This window comes from Reichenbachiella sp., assembly GCF_965223055.1.
GTDB lineage: Bacteria > Bacteroidota > Bacteroidia > Cytophagales > Cyclobacteriaceae > Reichenbachiella.
Genome location: NZ_CBDCVM010000012.1, coordinates 678494 through 695889 on the forward strand (window position 1 = coordinate 678494; position 17396 = coordinate 695889).

Annotated in this window: 15 protein-coding genes; 14 read left to right on the plus strand and 1 reads right to left on the minus strand. The window is 41.8% G+C overall.

The annotated features are described in order from the left end of the window. Window positions 1-194: 194 nt before the first annotated feature. The 14 genes from ACOQO5_RS18315 (at window position 195) to ftsZ (ending at window position 16593) form a co-directional block, all read left to right on the plus strand. Window positions 195-944: a GIN domain-containing protein gene (locus ACOQO5_RS18315; RefSeq protein ID WP_420583135.1), complete on the plus strand. Its 750-nt coding sequence runs from the start codon at window positions 195-197 to the stop codon at window positions 942-944. Between the two features lie 284 nt (window positions 945-1228). Further along, the gene (mraZ, locus tag ACOQO5_RS18320) at window positions 1229-1672 is read left to right on the plus strand and encodes a division/cell wall cluster transcriptional repressor MraZ (protein ID WP_318170792.1); all 444 of its coding nucleotides are present in this window, start codon (window positions 1229-1231) and stop codon (window positions 1670-1672) included. After that, window positions 1669-2577: a 16S rRNA (cytosine(1402)-N(4))-methyltransferase RsmH gene (rsmH, locus tag ACOQO5_RS18325; protein WP_420583136.1), complete on the plus strand. Its 909-nt coding sequence runs from the start codon at window positions 1669-1671 to the stop codon at window positions 2575-2577. Before mraZ ends, rsmH begins: the two co-directional genes overlap by 4 nt. 2 nt (window positions 2578-2579) lie before the next feature. Further along, complete coding sequence (locus ACOQO5_RS18330) at window positions 2580-2951, plus strand: FtsL-like putative cell division protein (RefSeq protein ID WP_420583137.1); 372 nt, start codon at window positions 2580-2582, stop codon at window positions 2949-2951. Next, entirely contained in the window at window positions 2948-5044 is a 2097-nt protein-coding gene (locus ACOQO5_RS18335) for a penicillin-binding protein (RefSeq protein ID WP_420583138.1), read from the plus strand. The genes ACOQO5_RS18330 and ACOQO5_RS18335 overlap by 4 nt, the downstream gene beginning before the upstream one ends. Then, window positions 5041-6507, plus strand: coding sequence for a UDP-N-acetylmuramoyl-L-alanyl-D-glutamate--2,6-diaminopimelate ligase (locus ACOQO5_RS18340; protein ID WP_420583139.1), 1467 nt, complete (start codon window positions 5041-5043; stop codon window positions 6505-6507). The genes ACOQO5_RS18335 and ACOQO5_RS18340 overlap by 4 nt, the downstream gene beginning before the upstream one ends. Window positions 6508-6510: 3 nt before the next feature. Beyond that, entirely contained in the window at window positions 6511-7725 is a 1215-nt protein-coding gene (mraY, locus tag ACOQO5_RS18345; protein ID WP_420583140.1) for a phospho-N-acetylmuramoyl-pentapeptide-transferase, read from the plus strand. Further along, window positions 7726-9102 (plus strand): UDP-N-acetylmuramoyl-L-alanine--D-glutamate ligase, encoded by a 1377-nt coding sequence (murD, locus tag ACOQO5_RS18350; RefSeq protein WP_420583141.1) that lies wholly within the window; start codon window positions 7726-7728, stop codon window positions 9100-9102. Then, window positions 9099-10262 (plus strand): FtsW/RodA/SpoVE family cell cycle protein, encoded by a 1164-nt coding sequence (locus ACOQO5_RS18355; RefSeq protein WP_420583142.1) that lies wholly within the window; start codon window positions 9099-9101, stop codon window positions 10260-10262. The genes murD and ACOQO5_RS18355 overlap by 4 nt, the downstream gene beginning before the upstream one ends. After that, window positions 10263-11372 carry an undecaprenyldiphospho-muramoylpentapeptide beta-N-acetylglucosaminyltransferase gene (gene murG, locus ACOQO5_RS18360; RefSeq protein WP_420583143.1) on the plus strand — a complete coding sequence of 370 codons (1110 nt, stop codon included), beginning with the start codon at window positions 10263-10265 and terminating at the stop codon, window positions 11370-11372. Then, window positions 11369-12751 (plus strand): UDP-N-acetylmuramate--L-alanine ligase, encoded by a 1383-nt coding sequence (murC, locus tag ACOQO5_RS18365; protein ID WP_420583144.1) that lies wholly within the window; start codon window positions 11369-11371, stop codon window positions 12749-12751. The genes murG and murC overlap by 4 nt, the downstream gene beginning before the upstream one ends. After that, on the plus strand, window positions 12748-13512 hold the full coding sequence (locus ACOQO5_RS18370; RefSeq protein WP_420583145.1) for a cell division protein FtsQ/DivIB: 765 nt from the start codon (window positions 12748-12750) through the stop codon (window positions 13510-13512). The genes murC and ACOQO5_RS18370 overlap by 4 nt, the downstream gene beginning before the upstream one ends. Window positions 13513-13520: 8 nt before the next feature. Further along, window positions 13521-14831: a cell division protein FtsA gene (gene ftsA, locus ACOQO5_RS18375; RefSeq protein WP_420583146.1), complete on the plus strand. Its 1311-nt coding sequence runs from the start codon at window positions 13521-13523 to the stop codon at window positions 14829-14831. Between the two features lie 217 nt (window positions 14832-15048). Beyond that, window positions 15049-16593: a cell division protein FtsZ gene (gene ftsZ, locus ACOQO5_RS18380; RefSeq protein ID WP_420583147.1), complete on the plus strand. Its 1545-nt coding sequence runs from the start codon at window positions 15049-15051 to the stop codon at window positions 16591-16593. Window positions 16594-16663: 70 nt separating this feature from the next. Here the strand turns inward: ftsZ and ACOQO5_RS18385 are convergent, their stop codons facing one another. After that, complete coding sequence (locus tag ACOQO5_RS18385) at window positions 16664-17185, minus strand: NADPH-dependent FMN reductase (protein WP_420583148.1); 522 nt, start codon at window positions 17183-17185, stop codon at window positions 16664-16666. Window positions 17186-17396 lie beyond the last annotated feature (211 nt).

A 17396-nucleotide genomic window follows, 5' to 3' on the forward strand; every position in this document is an offset into this window, starting at 1 on the left:
CCTACCAATGGATACTAAGCCTTGGTTCGTATCTCAACGAACCCACAATCAATTGCCTTTGTTGGAGTTCTGCCTGTTGGTAGTCAGCTGTCCCCAACAAAGCTCTGCACAAACCTACGAACTTTAATGTTGTAAAATATTTAGATTAAATTGTCGTTAACCAAGAAAATTATTTACATCAACCTCTATCAATTATGAAAAACATCATCGTACTATTCGCATTTCTGATCGCTTCCTGCAGCACCCCGCTATTTGCTCAGCAGGAAGTAGAGAGAGCATTAGGAGATTTTAAAGCCGTTTCTGTAGACTATGGTATCCAGGCAGAGTTGCTCAAGGGCACTTCCAATAAAGTAGTACTGGTCATCAGTGGCACTAAGGAAAATAATGTCATCACTGAGGTCGAAGCAGGTCAGCTGCTTGTGACATTTAAAAACACAAAGAAGCTCGAAGGGGTATCTGTCAGTGCCAAAATCTACACCGCGAGTGCCATAGAAGGAATTACTGTCAGAAATAAGTCCTCCCTTAGTGTGAAAGATGTATCGGCAGCAAGCAGTTTGAAGTTAGTGGCAACTACAGGTGCCAGGCTGGATATGACTGCCAAAACCCAGTCGGCCATCGTGTCTATAGGCAGATCAGCAAAAGCTCAATTGGCTATTGAAGCGACTAAATTAGACGCCACCACCTCAGGAAAAGGAAAATTAGAGATTACCGGTAAAGCTGAGATTCTTAAGGTAAATGCTAATTCTTCGGGCGTATACAAGGGTTTTGGTTTGCAGTGCAAGTCCTTGACAGCCCAGGCGCATGGCAATGGCCGTGCTGAGGTATCGGTTTCTGAATCGCTGGTAGCCAATGTAGTAAGTGAGGGAAAAGTGATTTATAGGGGCGATCCTAAATTGAAAGTCAACGCGACAAGCTCCGGCATCGTGGAGAAGGCGGAGGATTGATGGGAATAAGTAAAGAGGTTACTTGAAGTAACCTCTTTACTCTAAGCCCTAGTTCGAGTCTTTAGGTTCTGGTTCGTGTACTCACGAACCATGCAATCACAAAATTTCCACTGTATCCCCAGCCAACCACCACCCAATGGGTGGTTTTTTTATGCCCTTTTTTGGCTGAATTACCCATAAAAATTCATTTTTTTCCATCTTGTGGTAAAAAGTGGAGGAAAGTGGTGAATTATTCCAAAACTTCATTAAGTTTGTATCGGTGGTTTATATTTTTCTATAACTCTATGGCTTTTTTTACAAGCGAATATGAGTGTAAGTTAGATGCTAAGGGTAGATTGGTTTTACCTGCAAAGATTAAAGCCAATCTGCCCGAAGTGTCTGGCAATGAGCTCGTTGTCATGAAGGGATTTGATCCCAACTTGGTCTTGTACACCATGCTGGAGTACAAGAAAATACACAACAAGTTCGCTTCATTGAGTGATTTTGATGCCGCCCAGAGAAAATTGAAAAGAAACTTTTTTCGTAGTGTCGCCCCGGTCGAATTGGACAGTGCCGGCCGTTTTTTGATACCTAAAGGCTGGATAGATCACGCCAAACTTGAAAAAAACGTGATGGTGGTAGGAGCAGGCAATACGATAGAGATATGGAGTCCTGGCTTGTATGAAGAATACTTGATCGAGGACAATGAGGAATATTCGGATTTGGCCAAGAAATTTTTAGATGAATGAGTGAATATCACAACCCCGTAATGCTGAGAGAATGTATTGAAGGGTTGGCGATCAAAGCGGACGGCATCTATGTGGACATCACCTTTGGTGGTGGTGGTCATTCCAAAGAAATTCTAAAGCACTTAGGCGAGAAAGGGAAGTTGTACGCATTTGATCAGGATGATGAGGCCCGATTGAATGCTGAAGCTATAGACAATCGTTCTTTCACATTTGTTCAAGCCAATTTCAGAAACCTGAAAAAATATTTGCGCCTCCATGGCGTGAAGAAGGTCGACGGCATCTTGGGAGATTTAGGTGTTTCATCTCATCAGATCAACACCGCAGAGAGAGGATTCTCCACAAGATTCGACGGTCCTTTGGACATGCGTATGAATCAGCAACAAGGCGTATCTGCCGCTGAAATCTTGAATACTTACGAGGAACGTGAGTTGCACAGGATTTTGGGGCAATATGGCGAAGTGCGAAATGCAAAGACCTTGGCTGCAGCGTTGTGTTCAGAACGGCATTTAGCTCCTTTCGAAACCATAGAGCAATTGCTCGATGTGTTGCGGAAGTTTGCGCCTCGAAGAAAAGAGAACAGATACTTCGCTCAGGTTTTTCAGGGGATAAGGATAGAAGTGAATGAAGAGATGAAGGCATTGGAAGAGATGCTGGAACAGAGTGCGGAAGTATTGAATGAAAACGGAAGACTTGTGATTATGTCCTACCACTCGTTGGAAGACAGGCCGGTAAAAAATTTTATAAACAAAGGAAAGATTTATGGTGAGCTAGAAAAGGATTTGTATGGAAATGTAGATAAACCATTTCAGGCAATCACCAGAAAACCAGTAACGGCAAGCGATAATGAAATAAATGAAAACAACCGTGCACGAAGTGCAAAATTGAGAATAGCAGAAAAAATCTGACCATGGCATCTAACACTTACAAACACTCCCAGGGCACCGGCGGAAGTCGGAGGAGCTTTTTTTCTCTTCTTGAAAACCTCATCAACGTCGAAAAATTCTTCGACAAAGGACTTCCTGTGCAGTTTTTGATGCCGTTTCTATTCAGTACGGTGCTTTGCATTATCTACATAGGCAACCTTCATTACGCAGAAAAGAATATCAGAAAAGCAGCGAAACTACGTGTAGCTGTAGAAGACCTAAGGGCAGATTATACCACGCTCAAGGCAGATTATATGTATACCAGCAAGCAATCTGAAGTGGCGAAAAAGGCCATGACACTGGGCTTGAAGGAAAGCATCGAACCTCCATTTAAAATTGTCGAACATCAGGAATGAGCCATAAGTCAAACATATTGCTCAGAGTTCGGGTAGCCTATTTGGTAGCGCTACTTTTTTCCGTTGCTATTATTTACAAAATAGTAGAAATCCAGAATCTGGATGGTGGCAAGTGGAAAAAGAAAGCAGAGAGTATCGGACTACAATACAGAAATGTAAAAGCTACGCGGGGCAATATATATTCTGACAACGGTAGTTTGTTGGCTACTTCACTACCCTTTTATAAGGTAGCTTTTGATCCATCTCTGTCTAGTGATCGGATATTCAATAGTGGTATAGATGAGTTGTCGCAGCGACTGGCCAGGCACTTCCGAGACTACTCGGCTACAGATTATAAACGTCGTATTATAGATGCCAGGCAGTCTGGTAGGCGATATCTGGCACTAAACCGGAAAGAGATAAATTATCAAACCAAAAAACAGATGTCCCAATGGCCCATCTTCGAAGAAGGGCGAATGAAAGGTGGGGTAATATTTGAAAAGGTGGACAAAAGGTTTCGACCTTTTTCTTATTTAGGCTATCGCACCATCGGAACGATCAATGAGGACGACCGAGGAGTGGTCGGGTTGGAATATAGCTTCAACAAAGACCTCATGGGACGCAATGGAAAAGCATTGTATCAAAAAATATCTGGAGGTACCTGGAAACCAGTTTATGACGGCACAGAAGTAAAACCGCAAAATGGATTGGATATCGTCTCGACCATCAATGTGGATTTGCAGGATGTAGCAGAGTCTGCGCTGCTCAAAGCCTTGACCCATAATGATGCGGATTATGGCTGTGTGGTGGTCATGGAAGTGGAAACCGGAGAAATCAAAGCCATTTCAAATCTTAGTAAGAGAAACGGTGGAGGATATTACGAAAACTACAACTATGCAGTAGGAAGCCAGGGATCAAGAGAGCCGGGATCTACTTTCAAGCTAGCCAGTATGATCGCTTTGTTCGAAGAGTCGAGTGTTGGGCTCAATGATTCGGTCTATACAGGCGATGGTAAAATGCAATTCTATGATCAGGTCATGAAAGATCATAAACCCGGGGGATACGGTACGTTGACCGTGCAGCAGGTTTTCGAAAAATCGTCTAACATCGGCACAGCCAAACTAATAGTAGATGAATTTGGCGATAAGCCACAAACGTACATCAACTACCTCACTAGTATGGGGTTGACCAAACCGCTTGGTTTTCAGTTGATTGGTGAAGGTAGGCCTTATATCAAAAGCCCATCAGACTCAACCTGGAGTGGGATTTCGTTGCCTTGGATGTCGCATGGTTATGAGCTGACGATGACACCATTGCACACACTGGCCTTGTACAATGCCGTAGCTAATAATGGCAAAATGATCCAACCAATATTGGTGAAACATGTGATGTCTGCGGACAAAACCATCGAGACTTTTGAAACAAAAGTGATCAACAAAAAGATCTGTTCTCAAATCACTTTGAATAAAGTGAGAGAAATGCTTGAAGGCGTAGTAGAACGAGGTACTGCTCAAAACATCAATGATTCTTATTATCAAATTGCTGGCAAAACAGGGACAGCCAAGCATGTAAAAAACGGTCGATATATTAATAAATACTATACGTCATTTGCCGGGTACTTTCCAGCTGACAATCCCAAGTATAGCTGTATCGTCGTGATCGACAACCCAAAGAAATACAGAATCTATGGCAGTGATGTTTCGGCACCGGTTTTCAAGGAAATCGCGGATAAAATCTATGCGTTGGATATGGAATTGAACGATCCATTTGAAGGACAACAAATAGTTGAAGGCATTTTTCCCGTGATCAGAGCGGGCGAGCATGAGGACCTTTCTATGATTTGTAACGAGATAGGGATTTCTAATCACTTGACCGAAGAGTCGAAATGGGTAAAAGCAAGAATCAATAACAATTCTATTGATTGGTCGAAACTGGATACCAAAGAATCTGTAGTTCCAGATGTGCGAGGTATGACGCTGAGAGATGCGCTGTATCTCTTGGAAAATAAAAACTTGAAAGTGACTTACTCAGGTAGCGGACGTGTGACACAGCAATCTGTGGTGCCAGGAGCCAATACCAATAGTGCGAATGAAATAAACCTAACCCTCGGATGAAAATGCTCTTAAAAGACATATTGTACAAAGTGAATTTGACCTCAGTCGCAGGCGACATGGGGTTGGAAGTCACCGGTGTACAGTTTGATTCGCGAAAAGTCAAAAAAGGAAATTTGTTTGTGGCCGTAAAGGGCACACAGGTAGATGGTCATGAATATATCGACAAGGCCATAAAGAGTGGAGCGGTAGCAGTAGTATGTGAGGACATGCCTTTCGAGCCTTCTCAGGAGGTGACCTTCGTGGCAACCAAAAGCTCTAGTCATGCACTCGGAATTATTGCTTCCAATTACCATGGCAATCCATCGGATAAATTGAAGTTGGTAGGGGTAACTGGTACGAATGGAAAAACGACAACAGTAACTTTATTATACAAGCTTTTTAGATCATTAGGCTACCATGTCGGCATGTTGTCTACAGTAGAAAACGTGATCAATGACAATATTATTCCATCTAGTCATACCACGCCAGATGCCTTGAGTTTGAATGAGCTTTTGGCGAAGATGGTCAAAGAAAAATGTCAGTTTGCTTTCATGGAAGTGAGTTCTCACGCGATCGATCAAAATCGAATTGCAGGACTTTCGTTTGACGGTGCAGTATTCATGAATATTAGTCATGACCACCTGGACTATCACACCACATTTGAGAATTACATCAATTCCAAGAAGAGATTGTTTGATGAATTGCCAGCGTCTGCTTTTGCCCTTGTCAACCTGGATGACAAGCGTGGCCAAATCATGCTCCAAAATACAAAAGCAACTCACTATTCTTTCGGCTTGAAATTCATGACTGATTACAAAGCCAAGGTGGTGACCAACAGCTATCAGGGATTGGAATTGGATATCAATGGTCAGAGTGTTTGGTTCAGATTGATAGGAAAATTTAATGCTTACAATCTACTGGCGGCCTATGCGGTTGCCGAATTGCTGCATGAAGATCGAGAAGAAGTGCTGATGATGCTTTCTGGATTGGAACCTGCTCCAGGCCGTTTCGAAGTGGTGCAAGCAGGTTCCGACATCATTGCCTTGGTAGATTATGCCCATACTCCGGATGCTTTAGAAAATGTTTTGCAAACCATCGATGGCTTCAGGTCTGGAAACGAGCAAGTGATTACTGTGGTAGGCTGTGGTGGTAATCGAGACAAGGATAAAAGACCCGTCATGTCCTCTATTGCTGTAAAATGGAGCGATAAGGTAATATTCACCGATGACAATCCAAGAGATGAAGAGTCCAAGGACATCCTTGATGATATGATGAAAGGTGTAGGGAAATCATTTGTGAAGAAAACATTGGTGATACCTGACAGAAAAGAAGCCATAAAAACGGCCTGTTCCATGGCTAATGACCACGATATCATTTTAGTAGCTGGAAAAGGGCACGAAGATTACCAGGAAATAAAGGGAAAGAAAATGCCTTTCGATGATCGAAAGATCTTGAAGGAAATGTTAGAACTGTTTAGAAGTTAAGCGATGCTGTATTACTTATTTGAATATCTAGATCAACAATTTAATCTCGCTGGAGCAGGTGTATTCCAATACATTTCCTTCCGTGCAGGTGTTGGTATTGCCCTGTCGCTTCTGATTACCATTTTCTTTGGAAAGCACTTCATCAAGTTGCTTCAAAAGCAGCAAATGGGAGAGTCTATTAGAGATTTAGGCTTGGAAGGGCAAATGGAGAAAAAAGGCACCCCGACCATGGGTGGAATTATAATCATTAGCGCCATTGTGATCCCTACTTTGTTAGTGGCAAAACTTGACAACATATATGTCATTCTTTTACTCGTAACCACATTATGGATGGGTTTGATTGGTTTCCTGGATGATTATCTGAAGATCAAAAAGAAAAACAAAGAAGGCCTTTCCGGGAAATTTAAAATCGTAGGCCAAGTTGGCATAGGATTGATTGTGGGAATTGTCATGGTTTCTCATCAGGATATTGTCGTTCGCGATTTTAGCGGTTCAGATCAGACGGTGGAAACGGCAATTGTCGAGTCTCAAGATTATCAGGACGTAAAGAGTACCATCACCACTATACCATTTGTCAAAAACAATGAATTCAATTACAAGTGGTTGTTGCCGGACTTCTTGGAAGATTACACCAATATTTTGTACATCCTTGCTGTCATTTTTATTGTCACTTCCGTGTCCAATGGAGCCAATATTACCGATGGATTGGATGGACTAGCAGCAGGAACATCAGCGATTATTGGAATTACACTAGCGATTCTAGCTTACGTATCGGGTAACCTCATTTTTGCCGAATATCTAAACATCATGTACATCCCCGGTTCTGGTGAATTGGTGATATTCTGTACGGCGTTTGTTGGTGCTTGTATCGGTTTTCTATGGTACAACTCCTACCCAGCGCAAGTCTTCATGGGGGATACCGGCAGTTTATCTATTGGAGGAGTGATTGCCGTGTTGGCCTTGGTGGTTAGAAAAGAGTTATTGATTCCAGTCCTGTGCGGAATCTTCGTCATTGAAAACTTATCTGTAATCATTCAGGTGAGCTATTTCAAATACACAAAAAAGAAATACGGAGAAGGCAGAAGAGTATTCTTAATGTCTCCACTCCATCATCATTATCAGAAAAAAGGTGTGCACGAAACCAAAATCGTTACCCGATTCTGGACAACAGGGATTCTGTTGGCCATTCTCACACTAGTGACATTGAAACTGAGATAATTGAAAGGCAATAAAAACCATAGTGTAGCAATTTTAGGCAGCGGCGAAAGCGGCATGGGAGCGTTGCGTCTAGCCGTGAAGCATGGTTTGAAAGCATTCCTTTCAGATTCGAAGACTATTCCGGTACACAAGCAGCGATTGATCGAATCAATGGGGGCGAGTTGTGAAGAAGGTGTTCATACCCTTGATAAATTGCTGAAATACGATGAAATCATCAAAAGTCCGGGAATTCCCGATACAGCTACAGTTATTGTAGAACTAAAAAAGGCAGGTAAGACAATTATCTCCGAAATAGAGTTTGCAAGTAGATATACCGACGCTAAGATTATCGGAATTACAGGGTCTAATGGCAAGACCACGACAACCTTGCTAACCACGCATATTCTAAAAGAAGCAGGGTTGAATGTAGCAAGTGCTGGCAACGTAGGAAACAGTTTTTCAGACTTACTAATTGACGATACTCCAGAGGTAATCGTTTTGGAATTAAGCAGTTTCCAGTTGGATGGAGTGATCGATTTTAAACCGGATATCGCCGTGATATTGAACATTACACCTGACCATCTGGATCGATACGATCATGACATGGAGTTGTATGCTGATGCCAAATGGAGACTCGTACAAAATATGAAAAAGGGCAGTCACTTCATCTTCAACGCAGATGATGAGATGATTACCAAAAGGGTGGATCGTAATGATTTGCCTTTCGACAAAATTCAAATTACCACTAGATCAAAAACCAGTAACGGAGCATATTTCCTCGAAGGCTATTTGATTTTCGATTGCGAAAAACTCATTCAAATTGTGCCCATCGAGGATTTGCCGCTCTTAGGACGACACAATCAATACAATCAGATGGCAGCTATTTTGTCTGCGATCCAACTGGATGTAGCATTCGGAGACATCATGAGAGGGTTGTCGACTTTCCAAAATGCACCACATCGTATGGAGTTGGTTGGCTATGTTCAGGATATCCCATATATCAATGATTCAAAAGCTACCAATGTGGATGCTGTCTACTACGCACTTGATGCCATGACCAAGCCGGTCGTTTGGATAGCTGGCGGAGTGAATAAGGGCAATGATTATGCTCAGATCAAGGCATTGGTCAAAAACAAAGTAAACACCTTGATCTGCTTAGGTAATGATAATAAGCATTTGATTGACGAGTTTAAAAACGACGTCACTATTCTGATAGAAGTAAAAAGCGCTGAAGAAGCTGTTACTCGTGCGAATGAGTTGGCTCAACCAGGAGAAGTGGTGTTGTTGTCACCGGCCTGTGCAAGCTTCGATTTATTCAATAGCTATGAGCACCGTGGAGATGCATATAGAGAAGAAGTATTGAAGTTGAAAAAGAATAAGGAGGTAATCAAAGCATGATCAGAGATTGGACACATAGAAACCTGCATGGAGATCCAGTGATTTGGTTCATAGTCATCGCCTTGTCTGCGCTCAGTATTTTGGTGGTGTATAGTGCCACGGGTACTTTGGCTTACAACCAAATGGAGGGCAATACCGAACATTATCTATTTAAGCACACTTCACTGGTGCTTTTGAGTTGGTTTGCAATGTGGGTGGCGCACAAAATTGATTATAGGTACTACGCCAAGCTTTCAAAACTAGCATTGTACATTTCTGTGCCTTTACTTTTCATTACTTGGAAATTCGGGGTGAATATCAATGAGGCCTCTCGATGGATTACCGTGCCATTTATCAATCAGGCTTTTCAGCCTTCGGATCTAGCCAATTTTGCACTAATTGTAACGCTAGCCTCTATGCTGGCCAAGCGACAAGAAAATATTGATAACATCAAGGAATCGTTAATTCCTATGTTGTTGTGGATTGGTTTAATCTGTGGTTTGATCGCTATGACCAATCTTTCAAGTGCAGCGTTAATTTTTGTGACTTGTATGGTCGTCATGTTCATTGGTCGGGTGCCTGTCAAATATTTGGCCATGTTGGTTTTAGTTGGAGCCATAGCAGGTGCAGCCGCTTTAGCCATTGGGCAGCGCGCCGGTACAGCCATCAGTAGGATTGAATCATTCATGTCGGATGATGACATTCCGTTTCAGGCGGAGCAGTCTTTTATCGCCATTGCGAACGGAGGAACAGTGCGTTTTGCACCAGGCAAAAGCCAACAAAAGAACTTTTTACCACATCCTTATTCAGATTTTATCTATGCGATTATAATCGAAGAATATGGTCTGGTAGGTGGAGTAGTGGTGCTCTTTTTATATCTCGCCTTGCTATATCGTGGCACACGTGTAGTGGCTACCAGCGAACGAACTTATGGAGGATTACTTTCTGCAGGGCTCAGTTTTGCCTTGGTCATGCAGGCTTTGGTCAATATGGCCGTAGCCGTGGGATTAGTGCCCATTACTGGTTTGACTTTACCACTTGTGAGTATGGGTGGTACCTCTCAATTGTTTGTGGGTGTTGCCATCGGCATCATTTTGAGTGTAAGTCGAGGAGAAATAGAAGAAATGGGAACGTCTGGTTCCAACGAATATAGAAAAGATTCAGAAGCAGCATACGCATAAATGAAGGAGCAGAAAACATATCGTTTGATGATCAGTGGAGGAGGAACCGGAGGACATATTTATCCTGCGATAGCGATTGCTCATGCCTTTAAAGAAATCCATTTGGATACGGAAATTCTTTTCGTAGGAGCTAAGGGGCGTATGGAAATGGAGAAGGTGCCTGAGGCTGGTTATGATATTGTAGGTCTATGGATTAGTGGATTGCAAAGAAGCCTTTCTCTTAGTAATCTATCCTTTCCTTTCAAAGTAATTTCTAGTGTGTGGAAGTCTTTTGCACTGCTAAGTAAATTCAAACCAGATGTAGTGGTAGGTGTAGGTGGCTATGCCAGTGGGCCTTTACTTTTTGCTGCCAATAAAAAAGGAATTCCAACCTTGATTCAAGAGCAAAATTCCTATCCAGGAATTACAAACAAATTATTGGCCGGGCAGGCCAACAAGATTTGCGTCGCTTATCCTGAAATGGAACGCTTTTTTGATAAGAAAAAGATCATTGAAACTGGAAACCCAGTACGTACAGATATCATGAATGCTGATCAGGTGAGGCTGGAAGGACTCTCACATTTTGGTTTTAGAAGTGATAAGAAAACTGTACTCATTATTGGTGGAAGCCTAGGTGCGCGTACAATCAACAATACTTTGGCCGATGGAGTTGAAAAACTGCTAGCTGCAGATGTACAAGTGCTATGGCAAACGGGTAAATTTTACATTGAAGAGATGAAGGAGCGTACTGCTCATATCGATTCTGAGAAGCTAAGAGTTGTACCATTTATAAAAGAAATGGATCGTGCTTATGGAGCTGCTGATGTAGTGATTTCCAGAGCTGGAGCTTTGTCTATCTCAGAACTTTGTCTGGTGGGCAAACCAGTACTTTTTGTTCCGTCACCGAATGTATCTGAAGATCATCAAACCAAAAATGCTTTGGCCCTTGTAAGCAGAGAAGCTGCTGAAATGATCCACGATGAAGATGCTGGTGAACATCTGATCGATGAAACGCTAAAGTTGCTGAGTAACGAGCAGCAACAAAAGAACTTAAGTGCCAACATCAAAGAAATGGCTAAGCCCAATGCGGCTAAAGATATTGCTCACGAAATCATAACCATGATCCAATGAAGCTAGAGCATATACATAGCGTCTATTTTATTGGGATTGGGGGAATCGGCATGAGCGCCCTAGCGCGATGGTTCCATGCTAATGGCTACACCGTGACAGGTTACGACAAAACTTCAACGGCTTTAACTGAAAAGCTCATTGAAGAAGGCATCGCCATTCATTTTGAAGACAATGTTAATCTCATTCCTGAAAAGGTGAAAAATGAGAAGGCGGGAGCTCTAATCATTTATACTCCAGCCGTGCCCAAAGACTTAAGTGAATATCAGTATTTCATTGAAAATGGATATGAGCTGTATAAAAGGTCTCAGGTTTTAGGCATGCTCACGGAGTCGAAGTTTACGATTGCTGTAGCAGGTACCCACGGCAAGACCACTACTTCATCCATGATCGCTCACTTGCTCAAATCTGCTGGTGTGGATTGCTCGGCGTTTGTGGGAGGTATCATGACCAACTATGATTCGAATCTGCTGATTGGAACTAACAACGAAGTGATGGTAGTAGAAGCTGATGAATTTGATCGTTCGTTTCTCACTCTTCATCCCGATGTGGCTATTATCACCGCCACCGACGCAGATCATCTGGACATCTATGGATCTAAACAATCATTGAAAGACTCATTCAATGATTTCATTAAAAACATTAAAGCCAATGGAAAGCTATTTATTGAGGAAAAGGTAGCACACGAATTGGAACTCAATCCCAATGGAAACATTGGGGTTGAAACTTATGGATTGAATGGTGGCGATATCACAGTCGACCATTTAAAAGTAGCGGAGGCCAAATTCAATTTCACATACAAAAGTGAGGAAAGAAGCATTCAAGGTTTTGAACTGGCGCTGCCTGGTTATCACAACGTGTCTAATGCGATTGCAGCACTGGCCTCTGTGAGTCAAACTATTGATAACAATGACGCTTTAGTGAATGGGCTGAATTCTTACCGTGGTGTCAAGCGTCGATTTGAGTACATCATTAACACTACGGATCTCATATTTATAGATGACTACGCCCATCATCCAGAAGAGATTAAAGCACTACTTGAGTCAGTCAAAGCGCTTTACCCTAACAAAAAGATTACAGCTGTTTTTCAGCCTCATTTATTCACTCGAACACGAGATTTTGTTGACGGTTTTGCGGATAGCCTTTCTATGGCCGATGAAGTGATTTTGCTGGACATCTACCCAGCTAGAGAGTTACCAATTGAGGGAGTCTCTTCTGATTTAATTAAAGAAAAAATGACTTTGAAAAATGTCAAAAGATATGTTAAAGATGATGTATTAGGTCATTTCGAAGAAAATACACCGGAGGTTATATTGACTATAGGTGCAGGAAATATAGATACGCTGGTTTCACCGATTAAACACCTATTGGAAAATAAATGAAATGGCTGATTCACATATGGAAGACTTTTAAGATTGGTTTGGTGCTGTTCGGTTTGGCCATCATTATTGGGTTTACCAATTCTCGTCAAAACGATCGCTACATCAATGATGTGCATATTTTGATTGATAATCAGTTTGAAAACTATTTCATCAATCAGGAAGATGTATTGAGTTTGATCAATGATCGAGGCGAAGATTACTTGTTGAGTAGCGACTTTGGAAGCCTCAATCTTAAGGAATTAGAGAATCGAATTGAATCTCATCAATTTGTGAATGATGCTCAAGCATATATTGACCTAGAAGGCAACATGTCCATTGAGGTTACTCAAAATCGTCCGATTGCTCGGGTTATAGTAAATAATGGTCCGGATTATTACATCGGTGTGGAAGGCGATATTTTACCAGAGTCTGATCACTACACCGCTCGAGTGGTATTGATGCATTTGGCCAAAGACAACTGGATCAATGAAGGTAATGTCAAAAACTCTCAACAAGGATTGGAAATATATGAACTGCTGAAGTTCATCAGTCAGGATGAATTTTGGAGTGCGCAGATATCGGCTATCAGAGTAGAAAAGAATCAAGAAGTCGTGTTGGAGCCACAAGTGACCAAACAAGAAATCATCTTCGGTAAACCTGAAGATATCGAAAAGAAATTTAGAAAATTAATGACCTTTTATAAGCAAATCTTGCCCTACAAGGGCTGGAATACTTATGAGTCGGTCAACCTCAAATTTAAGAATCAAATCGTCTGTAAATGATAAATGGTATGGAAACAAATGAAATCATTGTAGGTCTCGACATCGGTACAACCAAAATTTGTGCTATCGTTGGGCGTAAAAACGAGTATGGAAAACTCGAAGTTTTAGGAATGGGAAAAGCTGTCTCTGATGGAGTGATCAGAGGCATTGTAACGAACATTGATAAAACTATTAATGCAATTAAGAAAGCCGTCACTGAAGCTGAAGAGCAATCAGGCATCGACATTCGCGTGGTGAATGTAGGGATCGCCGGTCAGCATATCAAGAGTTCTGTGCATCACGGTTCGATCATCAGGCATTCGTCTGATGATGAGATTACCATCGAAGATGTAAACAGACTCACGAATGATATGTATAAGATCGTAATCCCACCTGGGAGTGAAATCATTCATGTGATGCCGCAGGACTACATCGTAGATTATGAAGAGGGAATTAAAGATCCTGTAGGCATGTCGGGGGTTCGATTAGAAGCGGACTTTCACGTGATCACGGCGCAGACCAATGCGATTCAAAACATAAATAAGTGTGTTCGAAGAGCTGGTTTGGAGATTGATAATTTAATTCTTGAGCCATTGGCTTCAAGCTTGTCGGTATTGAGCGACGAAGAGAAAGAAGCTGGCGTGTGCTTAGTGGATATTGGAGGCGGAACTACAGACATCGCCATTTTTCACGAAAACATTATCCGTCACACCTCTGTGATACCATTCGGGGGCAACATCATCACTTCAGACATCAAAGATGGCTGTAACGTCCTGAACCATCAGGCGGAAATCTTGAAAACCAAGTTTGGTCAGGCCTTGGCCGAAATGGCCAATGAAAACGAGGTAGTTTCTATTCCAGGATTGAAAAACAGAGATCCGAAGGAGATTTCTGTGAAAAATCTGGCCAGAGTGATCGAAGCCAGAATGGAAGAGATTATCGAGATGGTTCATACTAAGATCATTACTAGTGGTTATGAAAACAGACTGGCTGGAGGTATAGTGATTACAGGCGGTGGTTCGCAGCTGGTGTCTATCAAACAATTGTTTGAATACATGACTGGACTGGATGCACGTGTAGGTTTCCCTAACGAGCATTTAGGAAAGAGTAAAGTAGAAACTATCAAGAGTCCAATGTTTGCGACTTCCGTAGGATTGGTGCTTTGTGGATTCAAAGCATTGGACGACAGAGACAACAGATACTTCCTGGAGGATTCTGTGGTGAAAGATTATGACAAGAGAAAGAAGCCAGCGGGGAGCTCAGACAACATCTTGAAGAAGATTTTGGAGAAAACCAAGGGCATTTTAATAGATGATTTTGAAGACGGTTCGGCTCGATAATAAGAATCTGATTCAGTTGTCGAGTGACGTCTATTTTGTCATTTCGACGCAGGAGAAATCTCATTGAGGTTAAAAAGTGACATTAAGAATTCTCCCTTTCGTCGAAATGAAAAGAAAAAGTCGAAATGACAAATAGTGAAGACAAACAGAAAAGAAAATAGAAAACAGTAGGTAGCCGTTGGTTCGGCTATTTCAAACAGATTAAACAAAACACATCATGACAGAAAGTAGTTTTAAATTTGATTTGCCTACACATCATAAGTCGATCATCAAGGTGATCGGTGTAGGCGGAGGCGGTAGTAATGCCGTCAACCACATGTATAACCAAGGCATTACCGGTGTTGAATTCATCGTGTGCAACACAGATGCACAGGCCTTGAATACCAGTCCGATTCCAAATAAGCTCCAAATAGGAGTAAACCTGACGGAAGGTCTGGGGGCAGGCGCAAATCCTGAGCAAGGAAAAAACGCGGCACTTGAAAACAAAGAAGAAATTAGAAACATGCTCAGCGAGGATACTAAGATGGTATTCGTTACTGCTGGTATGGGTGGTGGTACCGGAACAGGTGCAGCTCCGGTCATCGCTCAAGTGGCTAAGGAGTTGGGCATTCTGACCGTAGGTATCGTTACTGTTCCTTTCAAGTTTGAAGGAAAGAAAAAGATGCGTCAAGCGATGGAAGGTGTAGATGCACTGAAAGCCAATTGCGACACAGTGCTTATGATCCTCAACGATAAATTGACTGAGGCCTTCGGAAGTTTATCTGTAAATCAAGCATTTGCTCAGGCGGATAATGTATTGACAACAGCGGCTAAAGGCATAGCTGAAATTATTACAGTACCGGGCTATGTAAACGTCGATTTTGAAGATGTTAAAACAGTTATGAAAGACTCAGGTGGAGCTGTGATGGGATCTGCAGAGACTTCAGGAGATAGTAGGGCTAGGAGAGCGGCCGAAGAGGCGATCAATTCACCACTGTTGAACAATCAGAATATCGAAGGGGCTGAGAAGATTTTACTTTCCATCATATCTGGTGATCAGGCAGAGCTTCAAATGGATGAATTGACTGAAATTACAGATTTCATGCAAGAATTAGCTGGTGATGATGCCGAGGTTATCTTTGGCCACGGTGTGGATACTGAGTTGGGAGATAGCATTCGAGTAACAATTATCGCCACGGGATTTGAAAATGAAGAAGAAGAGACTGAAATGTCGTCCGACCAGTCCAATCATTCCACTGAAGTACCTTCAAGAACGGTTTTTGATTTGGATAAAGATGTTCAAACCAATCTTTTCACTAGCGAACCACAGGAAATAAAGGAGGATACATTCGAAGAGGATTTCCAATTGAAAATGAAGTCATTTTCTTTCGAGAAACCGGAGAGAGCCCCTGAACCGGATCAAAAAACTGTAGAAGAAGAGGATCCATTCGAAATCGAAATGAGACAACTCTTCGAAGAATCTAAAAAAGTGTCTTATGATGAGCCTTTGGAAGAATTGGATGGTATGGCCCACCCTCCTTCAAAAAAGATTCTTCTAATGGAGCAATCTGAAGAGAGACGTCGAAGGTTAGATGGTATTAATAATGAAGACAGTGTAGATGCAAATAGCTACAAAGAGAAGTTCGATGTGCCTGCATATCAACGAAAAAAGGTGAATTTGAAAAATGTGCCTGCTTCTTCAGAGAGTCTGGTGTCCAAATACAACCTCGACGACGAGAGCGAATTGGGAAACAACAAATTTCTACACGATAGACCGGATTGAGGTTAGTATTGAGTAGTTAGTAATGTGTATTGAGACAATTACTACTAGTCTCAATACTAGATACTCAATACTAAAAGTCTAATAATTTATCCACCTGCTCTTCGAGCAGACTGTGATACAATTCTGAAAGATTATTTTCTGTCAAATTTTCTTCTATGCGGGATAGTTTGGGCTTTTGAGCAAGCACATGCGTCCCGCAATAGTTGAAAATATCTGTTAGGTGGCTCAGGGCCAATCCAGCGCCCTGTACCCCTGACGATATGCCTACCAACGCCGCTTTCTTATCTCTAAAAGTATGTGGAAAAGCCAGTCCATCAATAAAAGCTTTCAACACGCCTGGAAATGAACCATTATATTCAGGCACAATGAATACCATCTTTTCAGCCTTTACCATTTTTTCTCGGAAGGTGTTGAACAACTCGTTTTTTCCAGATTGATCATAAAGAGCCGTGGCAGTAAAATCTGCAGGCAACTCATCCAAATAGATCATTTCTGTATCTACGCCTTTATCATTTAATATACCCCGATAAATATGGGCCAATTTTTTTGACACAGAATTTTTGCGGTTGGTGCTAGAGATGATGGTAATCATGGATATTATTAAAGCTTCAAATTGTATTTGAGCCGCAAGATAAACGCGATTGCAAGAAAATTCTCGTATTAGCTAGACTTTTGGGTGTTTGAAAAGCCAAATAAAAAAATCCGCAATTGAGAGGTTTGCGGATTTTTGAATGCTTAGAATAATATAATAAACAAACAACGCTCAATATCAGCACCCCTATTGGTGGTTTTGAAATATTCTA